The organism is Photobacterium sp. GB-50, assembly GCF_003026755.1.
GTDB lineage: Bacteria > Pseudomonadota > Gammaproteobacteria > Enterobacterales > Vibrionaceae > Photobacterium.
Genome location: NZ_PYNX01000001.1, coordinates 444,866 through 464,441, shown reverse-complemented (window position 1 = coordinate 464,441; position 19,576 = coordinate 444,866). Strand labels below are relative to the sequence as shown.

Sequence of the window (19,576 nt, the reverse complement as noted above, 5' to 3'; positions counted from 1 at the left end):
GGTAAAAGTCGTGGCAGAAGAAAACATTAATCAACCTTTGGCGGTATCGGGCAATGGCGCCGCTCCTGTATTACATGATGATATGGGCGCAGATCAAGGTGCTGATATTTCAGAGAAGAAAGCCTCTTCGACTGATAGTATTTTGGGTAACTTGGATTTATTACGTCAAGTTATTCTAGTGCTATCGGTGGCAATTTGTGTAGCGCTAATCGTGTTGGTAACAATGTGGATCAAAGAGCCTGAGATGCGCCCATTAGGTACTTATGATACCGAAGAATTAATTCCAATCCTCGATCACTTTGATCAAAAGAAAATTGAATATCAATTAGATGGCAATACGATCCGCGTTCCTGCTGATGAATACAGTGCGATCAAGTTAGATTTAACCCGTACTGGACTAAATGCCCAAACGGCAGAAGGCGATGATATTTTATTGCAAGACATGGGATTTGGTGTATCACAACGAATGGAAAGTGAGCGTTTAAAGCTCAGTCGTGAACGTCAATTAGCCCGTGCTATCGAACAAATTAGCCAAGTACGTAAAGCGCAGGTTTTATTGGCGACACCAAAACAAAGTGTGTTTGTTCGTCATAATCAAGAAGCGACGGCAACAGTCTTTTTAACCTTATCTTCTGGTGGTTCATTAGGCCAACAAGAAGTAGATTCCATTGTTGATATGGTGGCAACAGCGGTACCTGGGCTTCGTCCAACACGAGTCACGGTAACCGATCAACATGGTCGTTTATTGAGCTCTGGTACTGAAGATCCTAGTACAACAGCGAAACGTAAAGAATACGAATTAGAGCGAAAACAGGAACAAGCATTACGCGAAAAAATTGATGCTATCTTAATGCCTGTTTTAGGGCTGGGTAATTATACTTCGCAAGTTGACGTTGCTATGGATTTCTCGGCGTTAGAAGAAACCCGTAAGCGCTATGATCCATCAACGGCGGCAACGCGCAGTGAATTTACGCTGGAAGATATTAATGGTGGTAACCAAGTTGCAGGTATTCCTGGCGCATTAAGTAATCAGCCGCCGGTTGAATCGGCTATTCCTCAGAATGTGAAAGACATGCAGTCGGGTACAAACGGCAGTGATGGCTCGGTACATAGAGAATCTACCCGTAACTATGAATTAGATACCACGATTAGTCATAAGCGTGCACAAACGGGGGTGATTGACCGTCAAACGGTATCTGTTGCGGTGGATTATAAGACCATCACAGATCCTAAAACGGGCGATGTGACTCGCGTACCTGTTTCAGAAGCAGAAATTGCTAAAATTCGCCGCCTGCTAATGGGGGGGATTGGTTTTTCAGAAGCGCGAGGGGATTTACTTGAAGTGCTTTCCGTTCCTTTTGCGTTACCAGAATCTCAATTAGCTGCCGATCTCCCTATCTGGGAAAATCCGAACTTTAGTAGCTGGGTACGTTGGATTGCAGCGGCGCTCGTTATTATTGTGGTGATTATGGTATTAGTACGTCCAGCAATGCGTAAGCTGTTGTATCCAAACCAAGCACCAGATGGTACGCCATTAGACGAAAATGGTATGCCAGTTATGGCAAACTCAGCGGATGCTGTTGGGCTTATTGGCGCAGAATTGGATGGCGGTGAAGGGTTTGAATTGAGCTCTAGTAGCTTAGATTTACCAAATTTACATAAAGATGAAGATTTACTGAAAGCCGTTCGAGCATTGGTGGATAATGAACCTGATCTCGCAGCACAAGTGGTTAAAAGTTGGGTGAATGAAGATGGCTAATGATGTTGCTATAAGTGAAAATAAATTTGATCCAAATACGCTAAGTGGGACAGAAAAAGCCGCCATTTTACTGCTTAGCCTTAGTGAGCAAGACGCTGCCAGTATTATTCGTCACCTTGAACCTAAGCAGGTGCAACGTGTGGGTGGTGCGATGGCGAGTATGACAGATCTTAGCCAAGAGAAAGTCTCCGGTGTACACCGATTGTTTCTCGAAGATATTCAAAAATACACTAGCATTGGCATGGGTAGCGAAGATTTCGTACGTAACACATTAGTTGCTGCGCTAGGTGAAGATAAAGCGAATAACCTTGTTGATCAAATCCTGATGGGCAGTGGCTCTCGTGGCTTGGATTCGCTGAAATGGATGGATCCTCGTCAAGTAGCGAGCATTATTCTTAATGAGCACCCGCAGATCCAAACTATTGTTTTATCATACTTAGAGCCGGAACAATCTGCGGAAATCTTAGCGCAATTTCCTGAGCGTGTACGTTTAGATCTGATGATGCGTATTGCGAACTTAGAAGAAGTACAACCAGCGGCACTGCATGAATTGAACGATATCATGGAGAAACAGTTTGCAGGTCAAGCTGGTGCGCAAGCGGCTAAAATTGGCGGCTTGAAAGCTGCGGCTGAGATCATGAACTACCTCGATAATAATGTTGAAGGCTTGTTGATGGATCAGATCCGTGAAACGGATGAAGATACGGCGACCCAGATCCAAGACTTAATGTTTGTATTTGATAACCTAACAGAAGTCGATGATCGCGGTATTCAGACCTTGCTCCGTGATATACCACAAGATCTCTTACAAAAAGCACTAAAAGGTGCGGATGATATGCTGCGTGATAAATTCTTCGCCAATATGTCCAAGCGTGCTTCTGAGATGCTACGTGAAGAATTAGAAGCGATGGGGCCGATTCGTGTTGCTGATGTAGAAGCGGCGCAAAAAGAAATTCTAACCATTGCTCGTCGTCTTTCTGATGCAGGTGAAATTATGCTGGGCGGCGGCGGTGGCGGTGCAGATGAGTACCTATAAAATTATCCCTATTGTTGAATTAGCAGGTGGTCGTCATGAGTGATGAACGTCGTCGCGGCTTTTTTCGAGTTTCAGACCATCAAGCACAAGAATTAGAACGTTGGGCATACCCTGATTATTCAGAACAGCGTCAAGAACAAAGTGACAACGCTTTTAATTATCAGCCTCGCCCTGTTATTGAAGAATTCGAGCCTGAAGAAGAAGCGGGGCCTCCGCCATTAACGGCTGCTGATTTAGAAGCGATGCAGCAATCGGCGTATGACGAAGGAATAGAGCAAGGACGACAAGCTGGACACAGTGAAGGGTTTAAAACCGGTCACGCTGAAGGGCTTGAATCTGGTCTTGTTGAAGGCAAAGAGCAAGGGTTACAACAGGGGTTAGAGCAAGCCCAACAACAAATAACAGAACAAGTGAATCATTTGGCGTCAGTGGCTGAAAAGTTATTAGCGCCAATTGCACAAGTTGATCGTGACGTTGAAGAGCAGGTGATGCAACTTGCTTTAGGTTTAGCGAAAGAGTTGATCCGAGTGGAAGTGAAAACGAACCCACAAGTGATTTTAAATACGATTCGTGAAGTGGTGGCGACGTTACCGGTTGCCAATCGTGATATTACGATGAATCTTCATCCTGAAGATGTAGCCCTAATAAAACAAAATTTTAGTGACGATGACTTGTTAGAGCGTAAATGGAAACTTATTGCTGAGCCAAGTTTAAATCGAGGTGATCTGCAATTAAATAGCCATGATACTTCGGTTGATTATTTTATCGAAGATCGTATTCGTCACTCTTTAAGTAGCTTTGAAGCGGTTAATAGTAGTATTCGAGATCAATCTAAATGACAGCCTCACTAGCCGAACGGTTAAGTCAATATAAAACGGAAGGGACGGGGTGTAAGCCTGTTGCTTCTGGACGTTTAGTGCGAGTTGTTGGTTTAACACTTGAAGCAATAGGTTGCCGTGCTCCTGTTGGTAGCTTATGTAAAGTAGAAACATTAAATGGTGAACTTGAAGCTGAAGTGGTTGGCTTTTCAGGTGAAACCTTGTTTCTCATGCCGAGTGAACAGCTGCTTGGGGTGATGCCAGGCGCTAAAGTCACGCCAATTCTGCACAATAGTGGTCTACCCGTTGGTCCTGAATTATTAGGTCGGGTTATTGATGGGGTGGGTAATCCGCTCGATGGCTTAGGGCCTATTTTTACCGAGCATCGAGCTTCATTTAATGCCACTCCTATCAATCCTCTCGCCCGTAAACCAATCAAAGAGCCGCTCGATGTGGGTATTAAAGCGATCAATGGCTGTTTGACGGTAGGCAAAGGCCAGCGTATTGGTCTGTTTGCAGGCTCGGGTGTTGGTAAGTCTGTGACTTTAGGCATGATGACTCGTGGCACCAGTGCCCAGATTGTTGTGGTTGGTCTTATTGGTGAGCGTGGTCGTGAAGTTAAAGAGTTTATTGAAGAAAGCTTAGGGCCTGAAGGCCGTGCGCGATCTGTGGTGGTGGCGGCACCTGCTGATGCATCACCATTAATGCGCTTAAAAGGTTGTCAAACCTCATTGACGATTGCTGAGTATTTCCGCGATCAGGGCTTTGATGTATTACTGCTGATGGATTCTCTGACCCGTTTTGCACAAGCACAACGTGAAATCGCATTGTCTGTTGGTGAGCCGCCAGCAACCAAAGGTTATCCACCTTCGGTATTTGCAAAGTTACCTGCGTTGGTGGAACGTGCGGGTAATGGTAATGAAAATCAAGGTTCTATAACGGCTTTCTTTACCGTTCTTAGTGAAGGTGATGACTTGCAAGATCCTATTGCAGATGCCTCTCGTGCGATTTTAGATGGTCACATTGTGTTATCTCGTGAGATGGCAGACGCTGGACATTATCCTGCGATCGATGTCGAACGTTCGGTGAGTCGTGTTATGCCTGCGATTGTGAGCGAAGAGCATATGTTGATGTCAAAAGCGGTACGTCAAATTCTTTCTATATGCCGTAAAAATCAAGATTTAGTCTCCATTGGTGCTTATAAACCCGGAACGGATAATACGATTGATCAAGCTTTTAGTTTTAAACCGAAATTAGACGCTTATCTGCAACAAGAAATGAAAGAGTCAGTGCCCTATGAGATGTGCGTCAATATGTTGCGCTCAACATTAGGTGGTTAATTGCAGGTGATCATGGATAAGGAAATTAAGTATGTCTAACGCGCTAGGATTAATCATCGAGCAAGCGAAAGAGCAAGAGCATCAAGCCAGTTTAGCGTTAAACCAAGCCCGTATTGAGCAACAAAATTACTTACAGCAATTAGCGCAGATTGAAAAATATCGATTGGATTATCTCAATCAGTTATCTGTTAGGGGCCAACAAGGTTTAACCGCAAGTCAATATAGTCATTTACAGAAATTCTTAACGCAACTGGATCAAACATTAGAAAAGCAAAAGCAAGCGGGAGGGTACTTTGAAGAACAAATTCAAAAGTGCTCCCAGCACTGGCAAGAAATGCAACAAAAAAGACGTTCGGTTGAATGGCTGGTGGAAAAACGCGAACGTGAGCATAAACAGTGGCTTGATAAGCAAGAGCAAAAAATGATGGATGAATTTGTTACATTGCAATTTGCGCGAAGGTTACAACAATAACCTTATTGATGAGTAACTGGTTTAGTTTTTGCATTACTCCAGCTTATCTCTTTTTGTCGTCGGAAGATCAAATGGTTACGTTTTGTTTTCTCCACGCCCAGTACTAGGTTTGAATTGGCTATGAATCTATTAAATCCCTTATCAACACCGCACGTAAAAGCCACACCTGCGGGATCTTCAAATACTAAAACGGTAGAAACAAATGAAGGTGACAAAGATGCTTCGTTTGATTCTCAGTTACAAGCAGCATCAACAGAGAAAACATCGGTAAGCGATTTAAAAATAGAACAAAAAACACAAAAATCGACAGATGTTGAAGCTGGTGAAGAAGCGAACAATAATGCTGTTATTGTCTCTGATGATTTAGTTATCGACACTGAATCTAACGCTGAGGTAGTCTCTGATGAGGTTGTTTCAGATGAGATGGTATCTGTTGTTGATAGTGGCGTTGTATCTATTGATGATAGTGAGGATATCACCAGTGTTGATAATGTTGATGATGGCGAAAGTATTGCTGATGTCGAAAAAATGATGTTTGAAGGTGCGGATTTCCTTCAACGTTTGAACCAATCAAATCAGCAGCTTAGTCAACAATCTTCAGGTGGGGGCAAAGCTTTGCCGCCACAGTCAGAGCAAATGCCATCATCAGATGCGTCTTTAGATGTGAAACCAGAGCTCTCTAGTGACAAATTTGTATTAGATAGCTCTGAAATCACTTCAATCAAGCAAAATGAGCTAACTGAAAAAGAGAAAGTACTACAAGCGGATGTGAAACCGAGTGAGTTAAAACTGGGCTGGCACGCTGCAACCGCTGCAGTGAAAGCGGAAAAAAGTGATGAAGCGACACTGCTTTCTCAACCCACAATCGATCCTGAATTAAAATCAACACTATCTGGTGTAAAAGCTGAACATGGTATCGTGAATGCGTTTCTTTCTGGTGAAAAAAATTCTGAACTGATCGCAACCAATGGAATGATGGAAGCTGTTAGAAAAACATTGGTTGATGGTCAGGAACAAGAGCAAGACACTATCTCTTCACAACCATTATCGGCACTAATGAGTAACCAGCAAACCAATGCGATGAAAATGGACTTACAACATGCAAATACACAGGTTCAGTCGCCATTACTGCTGACAAAAGAGCAGGCGGGAGAGCAAGTTTCTGAGCGGATTAATATGATGATGGCTAAGAATTTAAAGCAAATTGATATCCGATTAGATCCGCCAGAGCTTGGCAAAATTCAAATCAAATTAGCCTTGAATCAAGATCAAGCTTCAGTGCAATTTACCGTTAATAATAGCCAAACACGGGATATGGTTGAACAAGCAATGCCAAGGCTACGTGAGATGATGCAGCAACAAGGCTTGCAGTTAGCGCAAGGCTCTGTGCAGCAAGACAGTTCAAATCAATTTGCGCAGCAGTTCTCACAGCATCATTCAGGGGAGCAATCATCAGGTACTGCCCATGATGAATCTTTGGCAGGCACTAATGAGACTAATTCAGATAAACATCTTGATGCGATTGAGATGTTTGTAACAAACAATAAAGATCGGGTTGATTACTATGCGTAATTAACAATTGCTAATAATTTAATTAATGAAAATAAAGACAAAAAGGAATAAAAATGGCGATGGGCAAGAAAAAGCTGATGTTAATAAGTGCAGTAGCCGTCATTGTAATATTGGCGGCAGGCATTGGCTTTTGGTTGCTAAATGGCGATGACGCTAAAGAGTCGCCACAAGTGGCTGCAACGGTTCAAGAAAGTACAACGTCACCAGCATCTGTAATGTCTGCTTACTATGTTGTATTACCTCAGCCTTTTACTTTCAATGTTACGGGTGATACACGAGATAGAGTGGTTCAAATTAAAGTGCAATTAATGGTACGTGGCGATAAAAATGAAGCCTTGGCGAAACAGCACATACCGTTAATTGAAAGTACTCTTCTTCAAGCATTCGGGGTCGCAACCGTTGAGCAATTACGTAGCCCTAATGGCCGTGATCAGTTACGCCAACAAGCGCTTGAAGCTGTGAAAGCGGCAATGGTTAAAGTGGCTGGAACACCTGCAGTTGAGCGGGTTCTTTTTACTGGTTTTGTAATGCAGTAGGTTTACAGTGAGTGATTTATTAACCCAAGATGAAATTGATGCGCTACTTCATGGTGTCGATGAGCCAGAAGATGAACTTCATGATCACGAGGTCGCGAGTGATGTTGCTACCTTTGATTTTTCATCACAAGACCGCATTGTTCGTGGTCGAATGCCGACACTTGAGCTTATCAATGAGCGTTTTGCGCGCCATATGCGTATCAGCCTGTTTAATATGCTGCGTAAAACGGCGGAAGTGTCTATTAATGGCGTACAGATGATTAAATTTGGTGAGTACCAAAATACACTGTATGTACCAACAAGCTTAAATATGGTGCGCTTTCGTCCATTAAAAGGTACCGCGCTTATTACGATGGAAGCGCGTCTCGTCTTTATTCTGGTTGAAAACTTTTTTGGTGGCGATGGTCGCTTTCACGCCAAAATTGAAGGTCGTGAATTTACTCCTACCGAACGCCGTATTGTTCAAATGCTACTCAAACTTGTGTTTGAAGATTACCGCGAAGCATGGTCTCCGGTGATGGGGGTTGAGTTTGAATATTTAGACTCAGAAGTGAACCCGACCATGGCAAATATTGTGAGCCCAACAGAAGTGATAGTGGTGAGCTCATTTCATATTGAAGTTGATGGTGGCGGCGGTGATTTTCATGTCGTCATGCCATATTCGATGGTTGAGCCAATCCGTGAATTACTCGATGCGGGTGTACAAAGTGACAAGATGGACACCGACGTGCGTTGGAGTAAAGCATTGCGTGATGAAATCATGGATGTACCCGTTAATCTTCGCGCCAAATTACTGGATGTGGATTTATCGTTACGTGATTTGATGGAGCTACAAGTTGGCGATGTGATCCCTATTGATATGCCTGAGCAAGCGACCATTTTTGTGGAAGATTTACCGACTTATCACGCCAAAATGGGTCGCTCTGGTGACAATGTAGCATTGAAAATTAGTGAGAAACTACAACGTCCCGATATGGTTAAAACGGATTTGGCGTTTCTCGACCGTGATGAGCTAGGCACGGCATTACTTAATATTAATCGCGATAGTAACGAATAAGAAAAGGACGATGACAATGTCAAATAATAATGACCAACAAATGGCAGATGATTGGGCTGCAGCATTAGCAGAGCAAATTGATGATGTACAACCAGCACCACTAGAAGAGCTGACTGATGAAACGGTACCGATCACCGATGATGAACGTCGTAAGCTTGATACTATTATGGATATTCCGGTTACCATTTCGATGGAAGTCGGACGTACGCAAATCAGTATTCGTAACCTACTGCAATTAAACCAAGGTTCAGTGGTTGAGCTTGATCGTATTGCGGGTGAATCATTAGATGTGATGGTTAATGGGACCCTTATTGCACATGGTGAAGTGGTTGTGGTCAATGACAAATTTGGTATTCGTTTGACTGATGTGATCAGCCAAACTGAGCGTATTAAAAAGTTACGTTAAGGCTGGCCATGAAAAGGATTATAGGCCAGATAGTTACAGTATTATCGCTATTATTTTTCACACTGTCCTGTTTCGCACAAACAGCGGTTGAGAAAACGATTGAAAAAGCGCCGCCGCCATTAAGACAAGCACCTGACTTAAATATCGCAACCACTCTGGCTTCTTTACTGCTTGTGATTGCGATTATTGTTTTCTTAGCTTGGTTATTAAAACGTATGCGGGTGGCTGGGATCAGTGGTAATGATTCGGGTTTAAAAGTAATTACACAGCTGGCAGTCGGGCAACGAGAAAGAGTCGTGCTATTGCAAGTCGGTGAAGAGCAAATGTTGGTGGGTATTACTCAACATAATATTTCTTTGCTAAGTAAATTGGATAAGCCTTTAAACATGGACGAATCGCCAAGCAGAGATTTCGCTTCTCAGCTTAGCAAGCTAATGAAAAATAATGTTAAAAAATAAATTCACCCTTATCACTTGGATGGCTTTTCTTGCTATCTCTGTGTTGTTATCGTCAATCAATATAGCGCATGCGGTTGAAGCGAACGTGGCTAATAGTACGACGGCGACAGCAATGAGTGCAGAAACAACCTCAGGTCACATGCAAGCAGCCCGTAATGGTGGGGGAATACCGGCATTATCGGTGACAGTAAACCCTGATGGTAGTGAAGATTATTCTGTCACCCTGCAAATTTTAGCGTTAATGACCGCGTTGGGCTTTTTGCCTGCGATGGTTATTTTAATGACCTCTTTCACCCGTATCGTGGTGGTAATGTCGATCCTGCGTCAAGCGATGGGTTTACAGCAAACACCTTCTAACCAAGTGATTATCGGCATAGCGCTGTTCTTAACGTTTTTTGTGATGTCTCCGGTGATTGATAAGATCAATGCAGATGCCGTTCAGCCTTATATTAATGAGCAAATCACGGCGAAAGAAGCGTTGGCAAAAGCGGAAGATCCGATGCGCCAATTTATGCTAAAACAAACCCGGGTAAAAGATTTAGAAACGTTTGTGAATATGTCTGGCTCAACGGCTGATGATCCGCAGACGGTGCCGTTAACGGTATTGATCCCTGCGTTTATTACTTCAGAGCTAAAAACGGCGTTTCAAATCGGCTTTATGCTGTTTTTACCATTTTTGATTATTGATTTGGTCGTTGCATCGATCTTAATGGCGATGGGTATGATGATGCTTTCACCTATGATTGTATCGTTACCGTTTAAATTAATGTTGTTTGTTTTAGTTGATGGTTGGAACCTGATCTTATCCACACTGGCAGGTAGTTTTGGCACCTAATGTGAATAAACATCGGATAAAAAGGATGCTTTTATGACGCCAGAAGCTTTTGTTGAGATATTTCAAGAAGCGCTATACATGGTACTTATCATGGTGTGCGCGATTGTCATTCCAGGGCTGTTAATTGGTTTAGTTGTTGCGGTATTTCAAGCGGCCACCTCAATCAATGAGCAAACATTGAGTTTCTTACCCCGTTTAGTGGTGACGTTACTCGCGTTGATGTTTTTTGGTCATATGATGACGCAAATGCTGATGGATTATTTCTATCGCATTATTGATCAAATCCCACAGTTGCTTTATTAGCAAACGAGCAGCCGTCGATTATGCATTACACCGCAAATCTTTTACTTGATTGGATAGCGAATTATTTTTGGCCTTTTACACGTATCTCATCAATGATGATGGCGATGACGTTTTTTGGGGCGCGCTTTGTTTCACCTAAAATTCGCTTATATTTAGCCTTAGCGATCACATTTGCGGTCTTGCCTGTTTTACCTAAAGTCCCACAAGATATTGAGTTACTTTCTTTAGCTGGATTTATTGTTACTACTCAGCAACTAATCATTGGTGTAGCAATGGGATTAGTGACACAGTTTATTACTCAAATATTTGTCTTACTTGGGCAAATATTAGGTATGCAATCGAGTTTAGGTTTTGCTTCAATGGTTGATCCTGCGAATGGTCAGAATACGCCCGTATTGGGACAGTTTTATATGTTTTTGGCCATTTTATTGTTCTTAGCAACAGATGGGCATTTAGAGATGTTAAATGCTGTTGTTGTGAGCTTTAAAACCTTGCCGATAGGTGAGGCTATGCTACAGCAAAAAGATTACTATCAGCTTGCAGGTTGGTTTGGGCATATGTTTAAAGCGGGCGTGAATATGGCGTTAGCAGGGGTGATTGCTTTGCTAACGGTGAATTTGTCGTTTGGCGTAATGACTCGAGCAGCACCACAGCTAAATATTTTCTCGTTAGGTTTCTCATTTGCGTTATTACTCGGTCTGGCAATTAGCTGGTTTATTGTACTCGGTATCGTGCCGCAATATGAAGCGATATGGCAAGTTGGCTTAGATCAAGTGTGTAGTTTGATCCGAATTGATTGTTAAGTTAAGACTGGGAGTAAATCAGTATGTCTGATTCAGATGGTCAAGAACGTACCGAAGACGCCACGCCCAGACGGCTTGAGCAGGCGCGAGAGAAAGGTCAAGTTCCGCGCTCAAGAGAATTAGCGTCTGTTGCGGTATTAGTGTCTGGTGCTGTTGGGTTAATGTGGTTTGGAGAAGGGTTAAGTAAAGCACTGAGTCATATCATGACAGCAATGTTTAGCTTAACGCGCGACGATATATTCGATCTTGATCGTTTATTCGTTATTATTTTAGATGCGATTGTTTATATTCTCGCGCCTTTATTTTTAGTACTCATTTTTTTGTTTGTTGCTGCTTTTATTGGAGCTGCTGGTGTCGGTGGTGTTCGCTTTTCCACTCAAGCTGCAATGCCTAAGTTATCAAAAATGAATCCGCTCAGTGGAATAAAGCGGATGTTTGGTATGCAAAGTTGGGTTGAGTTAATTAAGTCTATTTTAAAAGTTGGGCTGGTGGGGAGTATTGCTTGCTACTTGATATTTTCGAGTTTAGAAGACTTTTTCCAACTCAGTAATGAGGTTTTTCCTGCCAATTACTTTCATGCTATCGATATATTACTAAACTTTGTTCTTTTAATTTGTTGCTCACTGCTTATTATTGTTGCCATTGATGTGCCATTTCAAATTTGGAATTTTAATCAGCAATTAAAAATGACCAAACAAGAAATTAAAGATGAATATAAAGATTCGGAAGGTAAGCCTGAAGTAAAAGGGCGTATTAGAATGCTGCAACGTGAAATGGCTCAGCGACGTATGATGGCAGATGTGCCGCAAGCTGACGTGGTAATTACTAACCCTGAGCACTTCTCTGTCGCACTTCGCTACGATCCTAAGTTGGACTCTGCGCCCGTTGTTATTGCGAAAGGAGGCGATCATTTAGCGCTTAAGATCAGAGAGATAGCCAATAAACATAATATTGATATTGTACCTGCCGCGCCATTAGCTCGTGCTATTTATTATACGACTGAATTAGAACAGCAAATTCCAGATGGTTTATTTGTTGCCGTTGCTCAAATATTAGCTTATGTGTTTCAGTTAAAAGAATACCGCAAAGGTAAAGGCAAAAAACCAACACTATCTAAAGCTGCAATGGATATACCTGAAGAATTACGCCATTAATGTTTAGGTACATGATTATTGAAATGATAATTAAGTATATTGTGGCTGAAAATTTATTGTTTATATATTAATCATTAATTCTTTTTTGGAATAAAGTCTATTAGGGGCGTTATTTAATTAAATGTTTATATTAGACAGGAAGTCACAAATATAGCGTTTATCTTTAGCTTTCTGTTATTAATTTGATAGTCTTTTCGCACTGTCAAAAAAATGACTAATATGTAAGGCATGATAATTGCTTTACCTTATTTTATGCATTCATGGTTCATCGTCTTTATTAAATAACGGACTATTTAATTATCTTCTTTTGTTTATAAAACGAACATTGATACCAATAATAAAAGAATAGATCACTAGACAGAATGAAGCTTTCAATTCCCTTTGCAGATAGATTGCCGTTAGCCAGTATCAAGTCTATGCCATCAATAGGTGCGCCTATAATGGTATTGGCAATGTTAGCAATGATCATTTTACCAATGCCGCCGTTGCTATTGGATATGACGTTTACCTTTAATATCGCGCTTTCACTGGTGGTGTTATTGGTGACGGTATATACCCGTCGTCCGCTTGATTTTGCTGCTTTTCCTACCGTACTACTTATTGCCACGCTATTACGTTTAGCACTAAACGTTGCATCGACTCGTGTTGTTTTATTGCACGGTCATGAAGGGCCTGATGCGGCAGGACAAGTTATTGATGCATTTGGCTCGGTTGTTATTGGTGGCAACTATGCGGTGGGTTTAGTGGTCTTCCTTATTTTGATGATCATTAACTTTATGGTAGTAACCAAAGGTGCAGGTCGTATTTCAGAAGTTAGTGCTCGCTTCACCCTTGATGCCTTACCGGGTAAGCAAATGGCTATTGATGCTGATTTAAACGCAGGGCTTATTGATCAAGAGCAAGCGCGTACTCGTCGTTTTGAAGTAACAAAAGAAGCCGACTTCTATGGTTCTATGGATGGTGCGTCTAAGTTTGTTAAAGGTGATGCCATTGCCGGTATCTTGATCCTCTTTATCAATATCATTGGTGGTTTAATCATTGGTATGGGTCAGCATGGTCTGACATTTGGTGAAGCCCTCGAAATTTACAGTTTATTGACCATTGGTGATGGTCTTGTTGCTCAAATCCCATCGCTACTGTTATCCATCGGTGCGGCAATGATGGTAACTCGTCAAAATACTGACGAGGACATGGGGCAGCAAATGTATTTTCAGATGTTTAACAATCCTCAAGCGCTGATCATCACCGGTATGATTCTATTTGTTATGGGTATTGTTCCTGGTATGCCTCATATTCCTTTCTTATTGCTTGCCGCCATTATTGGTGGTGTCGCTTATTGGCGAATAAAGAAAGAGAAAGCAGAAGCACTTGTTGAAAAGCAAGCGCCGCCGACAGAGTTAGCACCGACCCAACCGCTAAAAGAACTATCGTGGGATGATGTACAGCCTGTTGATACCATTGGTTTAGAAGTGGGTTACCGTTTAATTTCAATGGTCGATAAAGATCAAGGTGGTGAGTTGCTAGAGCGCGTGAAAGGTGTTCGTAAAAAGTTATCACAAGACTTTGGTTTTCTTATCCCACCGGTTCATATTCGCGATAACTTAGAGCTGCCACCGAATAGTTACCGCATTAGTTTGATGGGCGTCGCCTGTGGCGAAGCAAATATTCACCCCAAAATGGATCTGGCGATTAACCCTGGCCAAGTTTTCGGTTCTATTGATGGTGAAATGACAACCGATCCTGCGTTTGGTCTTGAAGCGGTCTGGGTACAAGACTCACAACGTGAACATGCGCAAGCATTAGGTTATACCGTGGTTGATTCAGCAACAGTACTGGCGACTCATTTAAGCCAATTACTGACAAATCATGCATCGCAGTTACTGGGTCATGAAGAGGTACAAAACCTATTAGAAATGTTAGGTCAAACGACACCTAAATTGGTTGATGGTTTTGTTCCTGATCAATTACCTCTAGGGGTTGTGGTGAAAGTAATGCAGAACTTATTAAATGAAGCTATTCCACTGCGTGATATTCGAACCATTGTCCAAACTTTGTCGGAGTATTCCAGTAAGAGTCAAGATCCTGACATATTAACCGCCGCTGTTCGTATCGGTCTGAAACGATTAATTTGTCAAGAAATCAATGGAATAGAAGTTGAGTTGCCAGTGATTACCCTAGTCCCTGAATTGGAACAAATATTGCATCAAACTATGCAATCTGCTGGTGGTGAATCTTCAGGTATTGAGCCTGGATTAGCGGAACGTTTACAACGTTCATTAACAGAAGCGACTCAGCAGCAAGAATTGAAAGGTGAGCCTGCGGTATTATTGACCTCAGGTGTGTTGCGTTCAACATTAGCTAAATTTGTTAAAAATACGATCCCAAGTTTACGGGTATTGTCATATCAGGAAGTGCCTGATGAAAAACAAATTCGAATTGTGAATGCGGTAGGTAATTAATGTTAGTGGTTGTAGATGCGCCTAAGCCCTTTCTGATATAGGACGATATTTTGAAAATTAAACGATTTTTTGCCAAGGATATGAGAACGGCACTTAGCGAAGTCAAAGAAGAGCTTGGGCCTGATGCCGTCATTATGTCGAATAAGAAAGTTTCTGGTGGTGTTGAGATTGTGGCAGCGGTGGATGTCGATACAACGCCTCCAGCAGCTCCAAATACTCAGCCTCGCTCTCGTGACGAAGTTACTCAAGGGTTAAATCAAGCAAGACGTAAACTTGCTGATGACAAGGTGCAGTTGAACCAATCCACGGCGCAGAAATTTGCTAGCGTATTACAAAACTATGCCTCAACCCAAGAGCAAAATGAGCAACCTAACGAGGTTGATTCACTTAGTGCATTACTTGATCGCCAATCTAAATTGCGCGAGCAAGGGGATAGTCACAGCTTATATTCAGAAGCGAATGCATTTCGACATGACCACAAGCCAGCATACAGTCCGCAAAATGAACGCGCATCGCAACAAAAGGCTAGTGGTTACTCTCGTTATTCTGACCAACATTATGCAGATACTCCTTCATCACGTGATAACCGTTCATCATCAACATCACCACTATTTCAGCGTCGTCAACCTGAAACCAATAAGCATGATTTAGATATCGGCGATTACCGTCGTCCATCATCAAAACAATATGAACGTGATTTATCCGTTGGTCGTGGGTTATTTGATAGCCCTCAGCATGATCATGGTATGAATGGACGTGAGCATTCACCGCAAAAGCCACGATTAGATCCTTCTCGTTACGAATCTAAAGCCCAACCGAGTAAAGATGAACTGGATCAAGTGCGATCTGAAATGATCTCGATACGTCGCTTATTAGAACATCAGCTATCTGGCTTAATGTGGCAAGAAGTTGAACGCCGCGAACCAATGCGCGCCATGATGATCAAACGTCTTGAAAAAATGGGATTATCAGAGCAATTAGCCGATCAATTAGCGTGTTATATCCCTGAAGATATTCAACCCAATGAAGCATGGCCGGCTTTACTTGATTTGTTATCGGATCAAATTATTACTACCGACGATTGTATTTTAGATACGGGCGGTGTGGTGGCTTTATTAGGCCCAACAGGTGTAGGTAAAACCACGACAATTGCCAAGTTAGCTGCTCGCGCGGCAATGGAGTTTGGTCCAGATCAAATTGCTCTAGTGACGACAGATACATATCGTATTGGTGCTCATGAGCAATTAGCGACTTATGGTCGAATTATGGGCTGTCCGGTAAGAGTTGCTAAAGATGCTGAAGAACTTGCCGATATCTTACATCAGTTGCGACATCGCCGATTGGTATTGCTTGATACCGCAGGGATGGGGCAGCGTGATATTCGGTTATCTGAACAGCTAGACACTTTAATGAAAAACAGCGGAGCGCATATTCGAAGCTACTTAGTGATGCCAGCGACATCACAGCGTCGAGTGCTGCAGGAAACGATTGAACATTTTCGTCGTATTCCACTTTCTGGTTGCGTATTAACAAAGCTTGATGAGTCATTAAGTTTAGGAGAGATCATCTGCGTGGCGATTCAAAATGCATTACCTATCGCTTATTTAGCGGATGGCCAGCGTGTACCAGAAGATATCAAAATAGCATCGGGGAACTACCTAGTGTCACGTGCTAATGAATTATTGGAGATAGAGATAAGCCAGCAATCACATTTCTGGTCTAGTGATAGTTCAGATAATAAGGCGGCAGATTATTATGATTGAGAGCAGAATGTACGATCAAGCAAGCGGTTTACGTCGAATGACTCAGTTAACCTCAACCAAAGTGATTACTGTAACCGGTGGTAAAGGTGGTGTCGGTAAAACCAATGTTACGCTAAATATGGCGATGTCGATGGCACGTCAAGGTAAGCGGGTCATGGTATTGGATGCTGATCTAGGCCTTGCGAACGTTGATGTGATGCTAGGACTTCGTGCAGGGCGTAACTTATCTCACGTTTTAGCGGGTATCTGTGAGCTGGAAGATATCATTATTGAAGGTCCATACGGGTTAAAAATTATTCCTGCTGCCTCGGGCACTCAAAATATGGCAGAGTTAACACCAGCGCAGCATGCTGGGTTAATTCGTGCTTTTGGTAATTTACAAGACGATCTTGATTTTCTACTGGTAGATACCGCAGCAGGTATTTCAGACATGGTGCTTAGTTTTGCTCGCGCTGCGCAAGATGTGCTGGTTGTTGTCTGTGATGAACCAACATCAATTACAGATGCTTATGCATTGATTAAAATCTTAAGTCGTGAATATGATGTTCAACGCTTTAAAATTGTTGCCAATATGGTGCGTAGTTATCGTGAAGGACGCGATCTGTTTACCAAATTGACGCGTGTTACGGAACGATTCTTAGATGCTAATTTAGAGCTCGTGGCATGTATTCCGCTTGATGATAATGTCCGCCAAGCCGTTAAACGTCAGAAGATAGTGGTCGAAGCTTTCCCTCGTAGCCCTGCTGCATTGGCGTTGAATTCATTATCAACCAAAGCAATGACTTGGCCTATTCCGCATAACCCAGGTGGACATCTTGAGTTTTTTGTTGAGCGTTTATTGATCAAACGTTCTCAGGCCATGGAGGTGCCATACAGTGAATAAAGCGATGGCTTATGGTCAATATCAGCAGAGTCCACAAGCATTTATCGAACGATACTCATCGTTAGTTAAACGCATTGCTCATCACTTAATGGTTCGTTTACCGCCGAGTGTCTTAGTGGAAGATTTAATTCAAGCAGGCATGATAGGTTTACTTGAAGCGCAACAAAATTATGATCCTACGAAAGGGGCAAGCTTTGAAACGTTTGCTGGAATTCGTATTCGTGGGGCAATGCTTGATGATATTCGTCGTGGTGATTGGGTCCCTCGTTCAGTATATAAAAATAGCCGAAAGATAAGTGAAGCAATATCTCACCTTGAAAATGAATTAGGACGCGATCCTAATGACCAAGAAATTGCGCAATATCTCGATATGCCGTTAGAACAGTACCATCAAGCACTAAATGATGTTAATTGTGGACGCTTAGTCGGTATTAGTGATCTTGGAGTGGCAGAAGATACCGTCGCTAATGAAGAAAGTATCGGTGAAAACACACCCTTTCAAGGTGTTGTTGATGATAACTTTCGTGCGTCATTGGCTGAAGCGATAAAAACCCTCCCAGAACGAGAGGCGTTAGTGTTATCACTTTATTACGACGAAGAGCTTAATTTAAAAGAAATTGGTGCGGTAATCGGTGTTAGTGAATCACGAATTTGTCAGATACACAGCCAAGCAATGCAGCGATTACGTGCAAAATTAACAGCATGGACTGCTTAATAATTATTTATTTTTAGAACTAGAAGAACACTGGCTCTCAGTGGAGGCAAACTTGAATAAAAACATGAAAATTCTCATTGTTGATGACTTCTCAACAATGCGCCGTATTGTTAAAAACCTGCTTCGTGATTTGGGTTTTAACAACACCTTAGAAGCAGATGATGGATTAACCGCTTTACCAATGCTTAAAAAGGGTGATTTCGACTTCGTTGTAACGGATTGGAATATGCCAGGAATGCAAGGTATTGATTTACTTCGTCATATTCGTTCTGATGAACAATTGAAGCACTTGCCAGTATTGATGATCACTGCAGAAGCAAAGCGTGAGCAGATCATTGAAGCGGCACAAGCAGGTGTTAATGGTTATATCGTTAAACCATTTACCGCAGCAACGTTGAAAGAAAAATTGGATAAAATTTTCGAACGTTTGCAGTAACGATTACTAACAATAACCATCAGTAGTGCATAAGGACGATAAAGAAGCATGATTTCACTTGAACAGGCAAAACAGCTTGTCAGCTTGCTAGAAAATGGACAACAAGCTGAAGCCAATTCGCTTGTACAAACATTAGTTGCCGATAGCCATGAACCAATGTTTGCAGAGGTGGGTAAAATTACTCGCCAGTTGCATGATTCTTTAATTAATTTTCGCCTTGACCCTCGGGTTAATGATTTAGCGAAAACTGATATTCCTGATGCTCGTGAACGATTGCTTTATGTTATCGATAAAACGGAGCAAGCCGCAAATAAAACGATGGACGCAGTTGAAAGCACGCTACCTATTGCGGATAAACTGCATAATACGTTATTGCAAGTGCATCCTCAGTGGCAGCGTTTAATGGCAGGTAAGATTGGTCTTACTGAATTTAAAACATTGTGTCACGATATTGATTTATTGCTTGTTCAAATTGAAGGTGATAGCAGCACACTGCGTACCCACCTTACCGATATCCTTATGGCTCAGGACTACCAAGATCTCACTGGACAAATCATTCGACGTGTCATTGAGTTAGTTCATGAAGTTGAAGATAGGTTAGTTGAAATTCTTAAAGCTTTTGGCATGGAACAAGACGCGAATACTGTGATTGATGATAAAAAAGACGCCTTAAAGCCTGAAGGGCCAATCATCAATCCAGAGCAACGTAATGATGTTGTTGAATCACAAGATGATGTTGATGATTTACTTTCGAGTCTTGGATTTTAGGGG

Annotated in this window: 20 protein-coding genes; all 20 read left to right on the top strand. The window is 42.2% G+C overall.

From position 1 onward, the window contains the following. Positions 1 to 10 precede the first annotated feature (10 nt). Positions 11 to 1,759, top strand: coding sequence for a flagellar basal-body MS-ring/collar protein FliF (fliF, locus tag C9J41_RS02035; protein WP_107205495.1), 1,749 nt, complete (start codon positions 11 to 13; stop codon positions 1,757 to 1,759). After that, the gene (gene fliG / locus C9J41_RS02030) at positions 1,752 to 2,795 is read left to right on the top strand and encodes a flagellar motor switch protein FliG (protein ID WP_107205920.1); all 1,044 of its coding nucleotides are present in this window, start codon (positions 1,752 to 1,754) and stop codon (positions 2,793 to 2,795) included. The genes fliF and fliG overlap by 8 nt, the downstream gene beginning before the upstream one ends. Positions 2,796 to 2,830: 35 nt before the next feature. After that, entirely contained in the window at positions 2,831 to 3,634 is an 804-nt protein-coding gene (fliH, locus tag C9J41_RS02025) for a flagellar assembly protein FliH (protein ID WP_107205496.1), read from the top strand. After that, complete coding sequence (gene fliI / locus C9J41_RS02020; RefSeq protein ID WP_005370306.1) at positions 3,631 to 4,953, top strand: flagellar protein export ATPase FliI; 1,323 nt, start codon at positions 3,631 to 3,633, stop codon at positions 4,951 to 4,953. The genes fliH and fliI overlap by 4 nt, the downstream gene beginning before the upstream one ends. Positions 4,954 to 4,984: 31 nt before the next feature. Further along, on the top strand, positions 4,985 to 5,425 hold the full coding sequence (fliJ, locus tag C9J41_RS02015; protein ID WP_045148062.1) for a flagellar export protein FliJ: 441 nt from the start codon (positions 4,985 to 4,987) through the stop codon (positions 5,423 to 5,425). A gap of 120 nt (positions 5,426 to 5,545) precedes the next feature. Further along, a complete protein-coding gene (locus C9J41_RS02010) occupies positions 5,546 to 6,997 on the top strand; it encodes a flagellar hook-length control protein FliK (protein WP_107294138.1) in 1,452 nt (483 codons plus the stop codon). Positions 6,998 to 7,050: 53 nt separating this feature from the next. Next, a complete protein-coding gene (fliL, locus tag C9J41_RS02005) occupies positions 7,051 to 7,533 on the top strand; it encodes a flagellar basal body-associated protein FliL (RefSeq protein WP_107205498.1) in 483 nt (160 codons plus the stop codon). A 7-nt stretch (positions 7,534 to 7,540) separates the two neighbouring features. Further along, positions 7,541 to 8,590, top strand: coding sequence for a flagellar motor switch protein FliM (gene fliM / locus C9J41_RS02000; RefSeq protein WP_107205499.1), 1,050 nt, complete (start codon positions 7,541 to 7,543; stop codon positions 8,588 to 8,590). A gap of 16 nt (positions 8,591 to 8,606) precedes the next feature. Next, complete coding sequence (fliN, locus tag C9J41_RS01995) at positions 8,607 to 8,996, top strand: flagellar motor switch protein FliN (RefSeq protein ID WP_107205500.1); 390 nt, start codon at positions 8,607 to 8,609, stop codon at positions 8,994 to 8,996. 8 nt (positions 8,997 to 9,004) lie between these two features. Next, on the top strand, positions 9,005 to 9,454 hold the full coding sequence (gene fliO, locus C9J41_RS01990) for a flagellar biosynthetic protein FliO (RefSeq protein WP_107205501.1): 450 nt from the start codon (positions 9,005 to 9,007) through the stop codon (positions 9,452 to 9,454). Further along, positions 9,441 to 10,289 (top strand): flagellar type III secretion system pore protein FliP, encoded by an 849-nt coding sequence (gene fliP, locus C9J41_RS01985; protein WP_107205502.1) that lies wholly within the window; start codon positions 9,441 to 9,443, stop codon positions 10,287 to 10,289. Before fliO ends, fliP begins: the two co-directional genes overlap by 14 nt. 33 nt (positions 10,290 to 10,322) lie before the next feature. Continuing rightward, positions 10,323 to 10,592: a flagellar biosynthesis protein FliQ gene (fliQ, locus tag C9J41_RS01980; RefSeq protein ID WP_005370314.1), complete on the top strand. Its 270-nt coding sequence runs from the start codon at positions 10,323 to 10,325 to the stop codon at positions 10,590 to 10,592. A 20-nt stretch (positions 10,593 to 10,612) separates the two neighbouring features. Then, entirely contained in the window at positions 10,613 to 11,395 is a 783-nt protein-coding gene (gene fliR, locus C9J41_RS01975) for a flagellar biosynthetic protein FliR (RefSeq protein ID WP_107205503.1), read from the top strand. A gap of 23 nt (positions 11,396 to 11,418) precedes the next feature. After that, positions 11,419 to 12,549 (top strand): flagellar biosynthesis protein FlhB, encoded by a 1,131-nt coding sequence (gene flhB / locus C9J41_RS01970; protein ID WP_107294137.1) that lies wholly within the window; start codon positions 11,419 to 11,421, stop codon positions 12,547 to 12,549. A gap of 362 nt (positions 12,550 to 12,911) precedes the next feature. Beyond that, on the top strand, positions 12,912 to 15,008 hold the full coding sequence (gene flhA, locus C9J41_RS01965; protein WP_107205504.1) for a flagellar biosynthesis protein FlhA: 2,097 nt from the start codon (positions 12,912 to 12,914) through the stop codon (positions 15,006 to 15,008). 50 nt (positions 15,009 to 15,058) lie between these two features. After that, the gene (flhF, locus tag C9J41_RS01960) at positions 15,059 to 16,771 is read left to right on the top strand and encodes a flagellar biosynthesis protein FlhF (RefSeq protein WP_107245623.1); all 1,713 of its coding nucleotides are present in this window, start codon (positions 15,059 to 15,061) and stop codon (positions 16,769 to 16,771) included. Further along, a complete protein-coding gene (locus C9J41_RS01955; RefSeq protein ID WP_005370324.1) occupies positions 16,764 to 17,654 on the top strand; it encodes a MinD/ParA family protein in 891 nt (296 codons plus the stop codon). The genes flhF and C9J41_RS01955 overlap by 8 nt, the downstream gene beginning before the upstream one ends. Further along, entirely contained in the window at positions 17,647 to 18,369 is a 723-nt protein-coding gene (locus C9J41_RS01950; RefSeq protein ID WP_045082753.1) for an RNA polymerase sigma factor FliA, read from the top strand. Before C9J41_RS01955 ends, C9J41_RS01950 begins: the two co-directional genes overlap by 8 nt. 64 nt (positions 18,370 to 18,433) lie before the next feature. After that, positions 18,434 to 18,805, top strand: coding sequence for a chemotaxis response regulator CheY (cheY, locus tag C9J41_RS01945; RefSeq protein WP_199187030.1), 372 nt, complete (start codon positions 18,434 to 18,436; stop codon positions 18,803 to 18,805). Positions 18,806 to 18,853: 48 nt separating this feature from the next. Then, complete coding sequence (locus C9J41_RS01940) at positions 18,854 to 19,573, top strand: protein phosphatase CheZ (RefSeq protein WP_107205507.1); 720 nt, start codon at positions 18,854 to 18,856, stop codon at positions 19,571 to 19,573. Positions 19,574 to 19,576 lie beyond the last annotated feature (3 nt).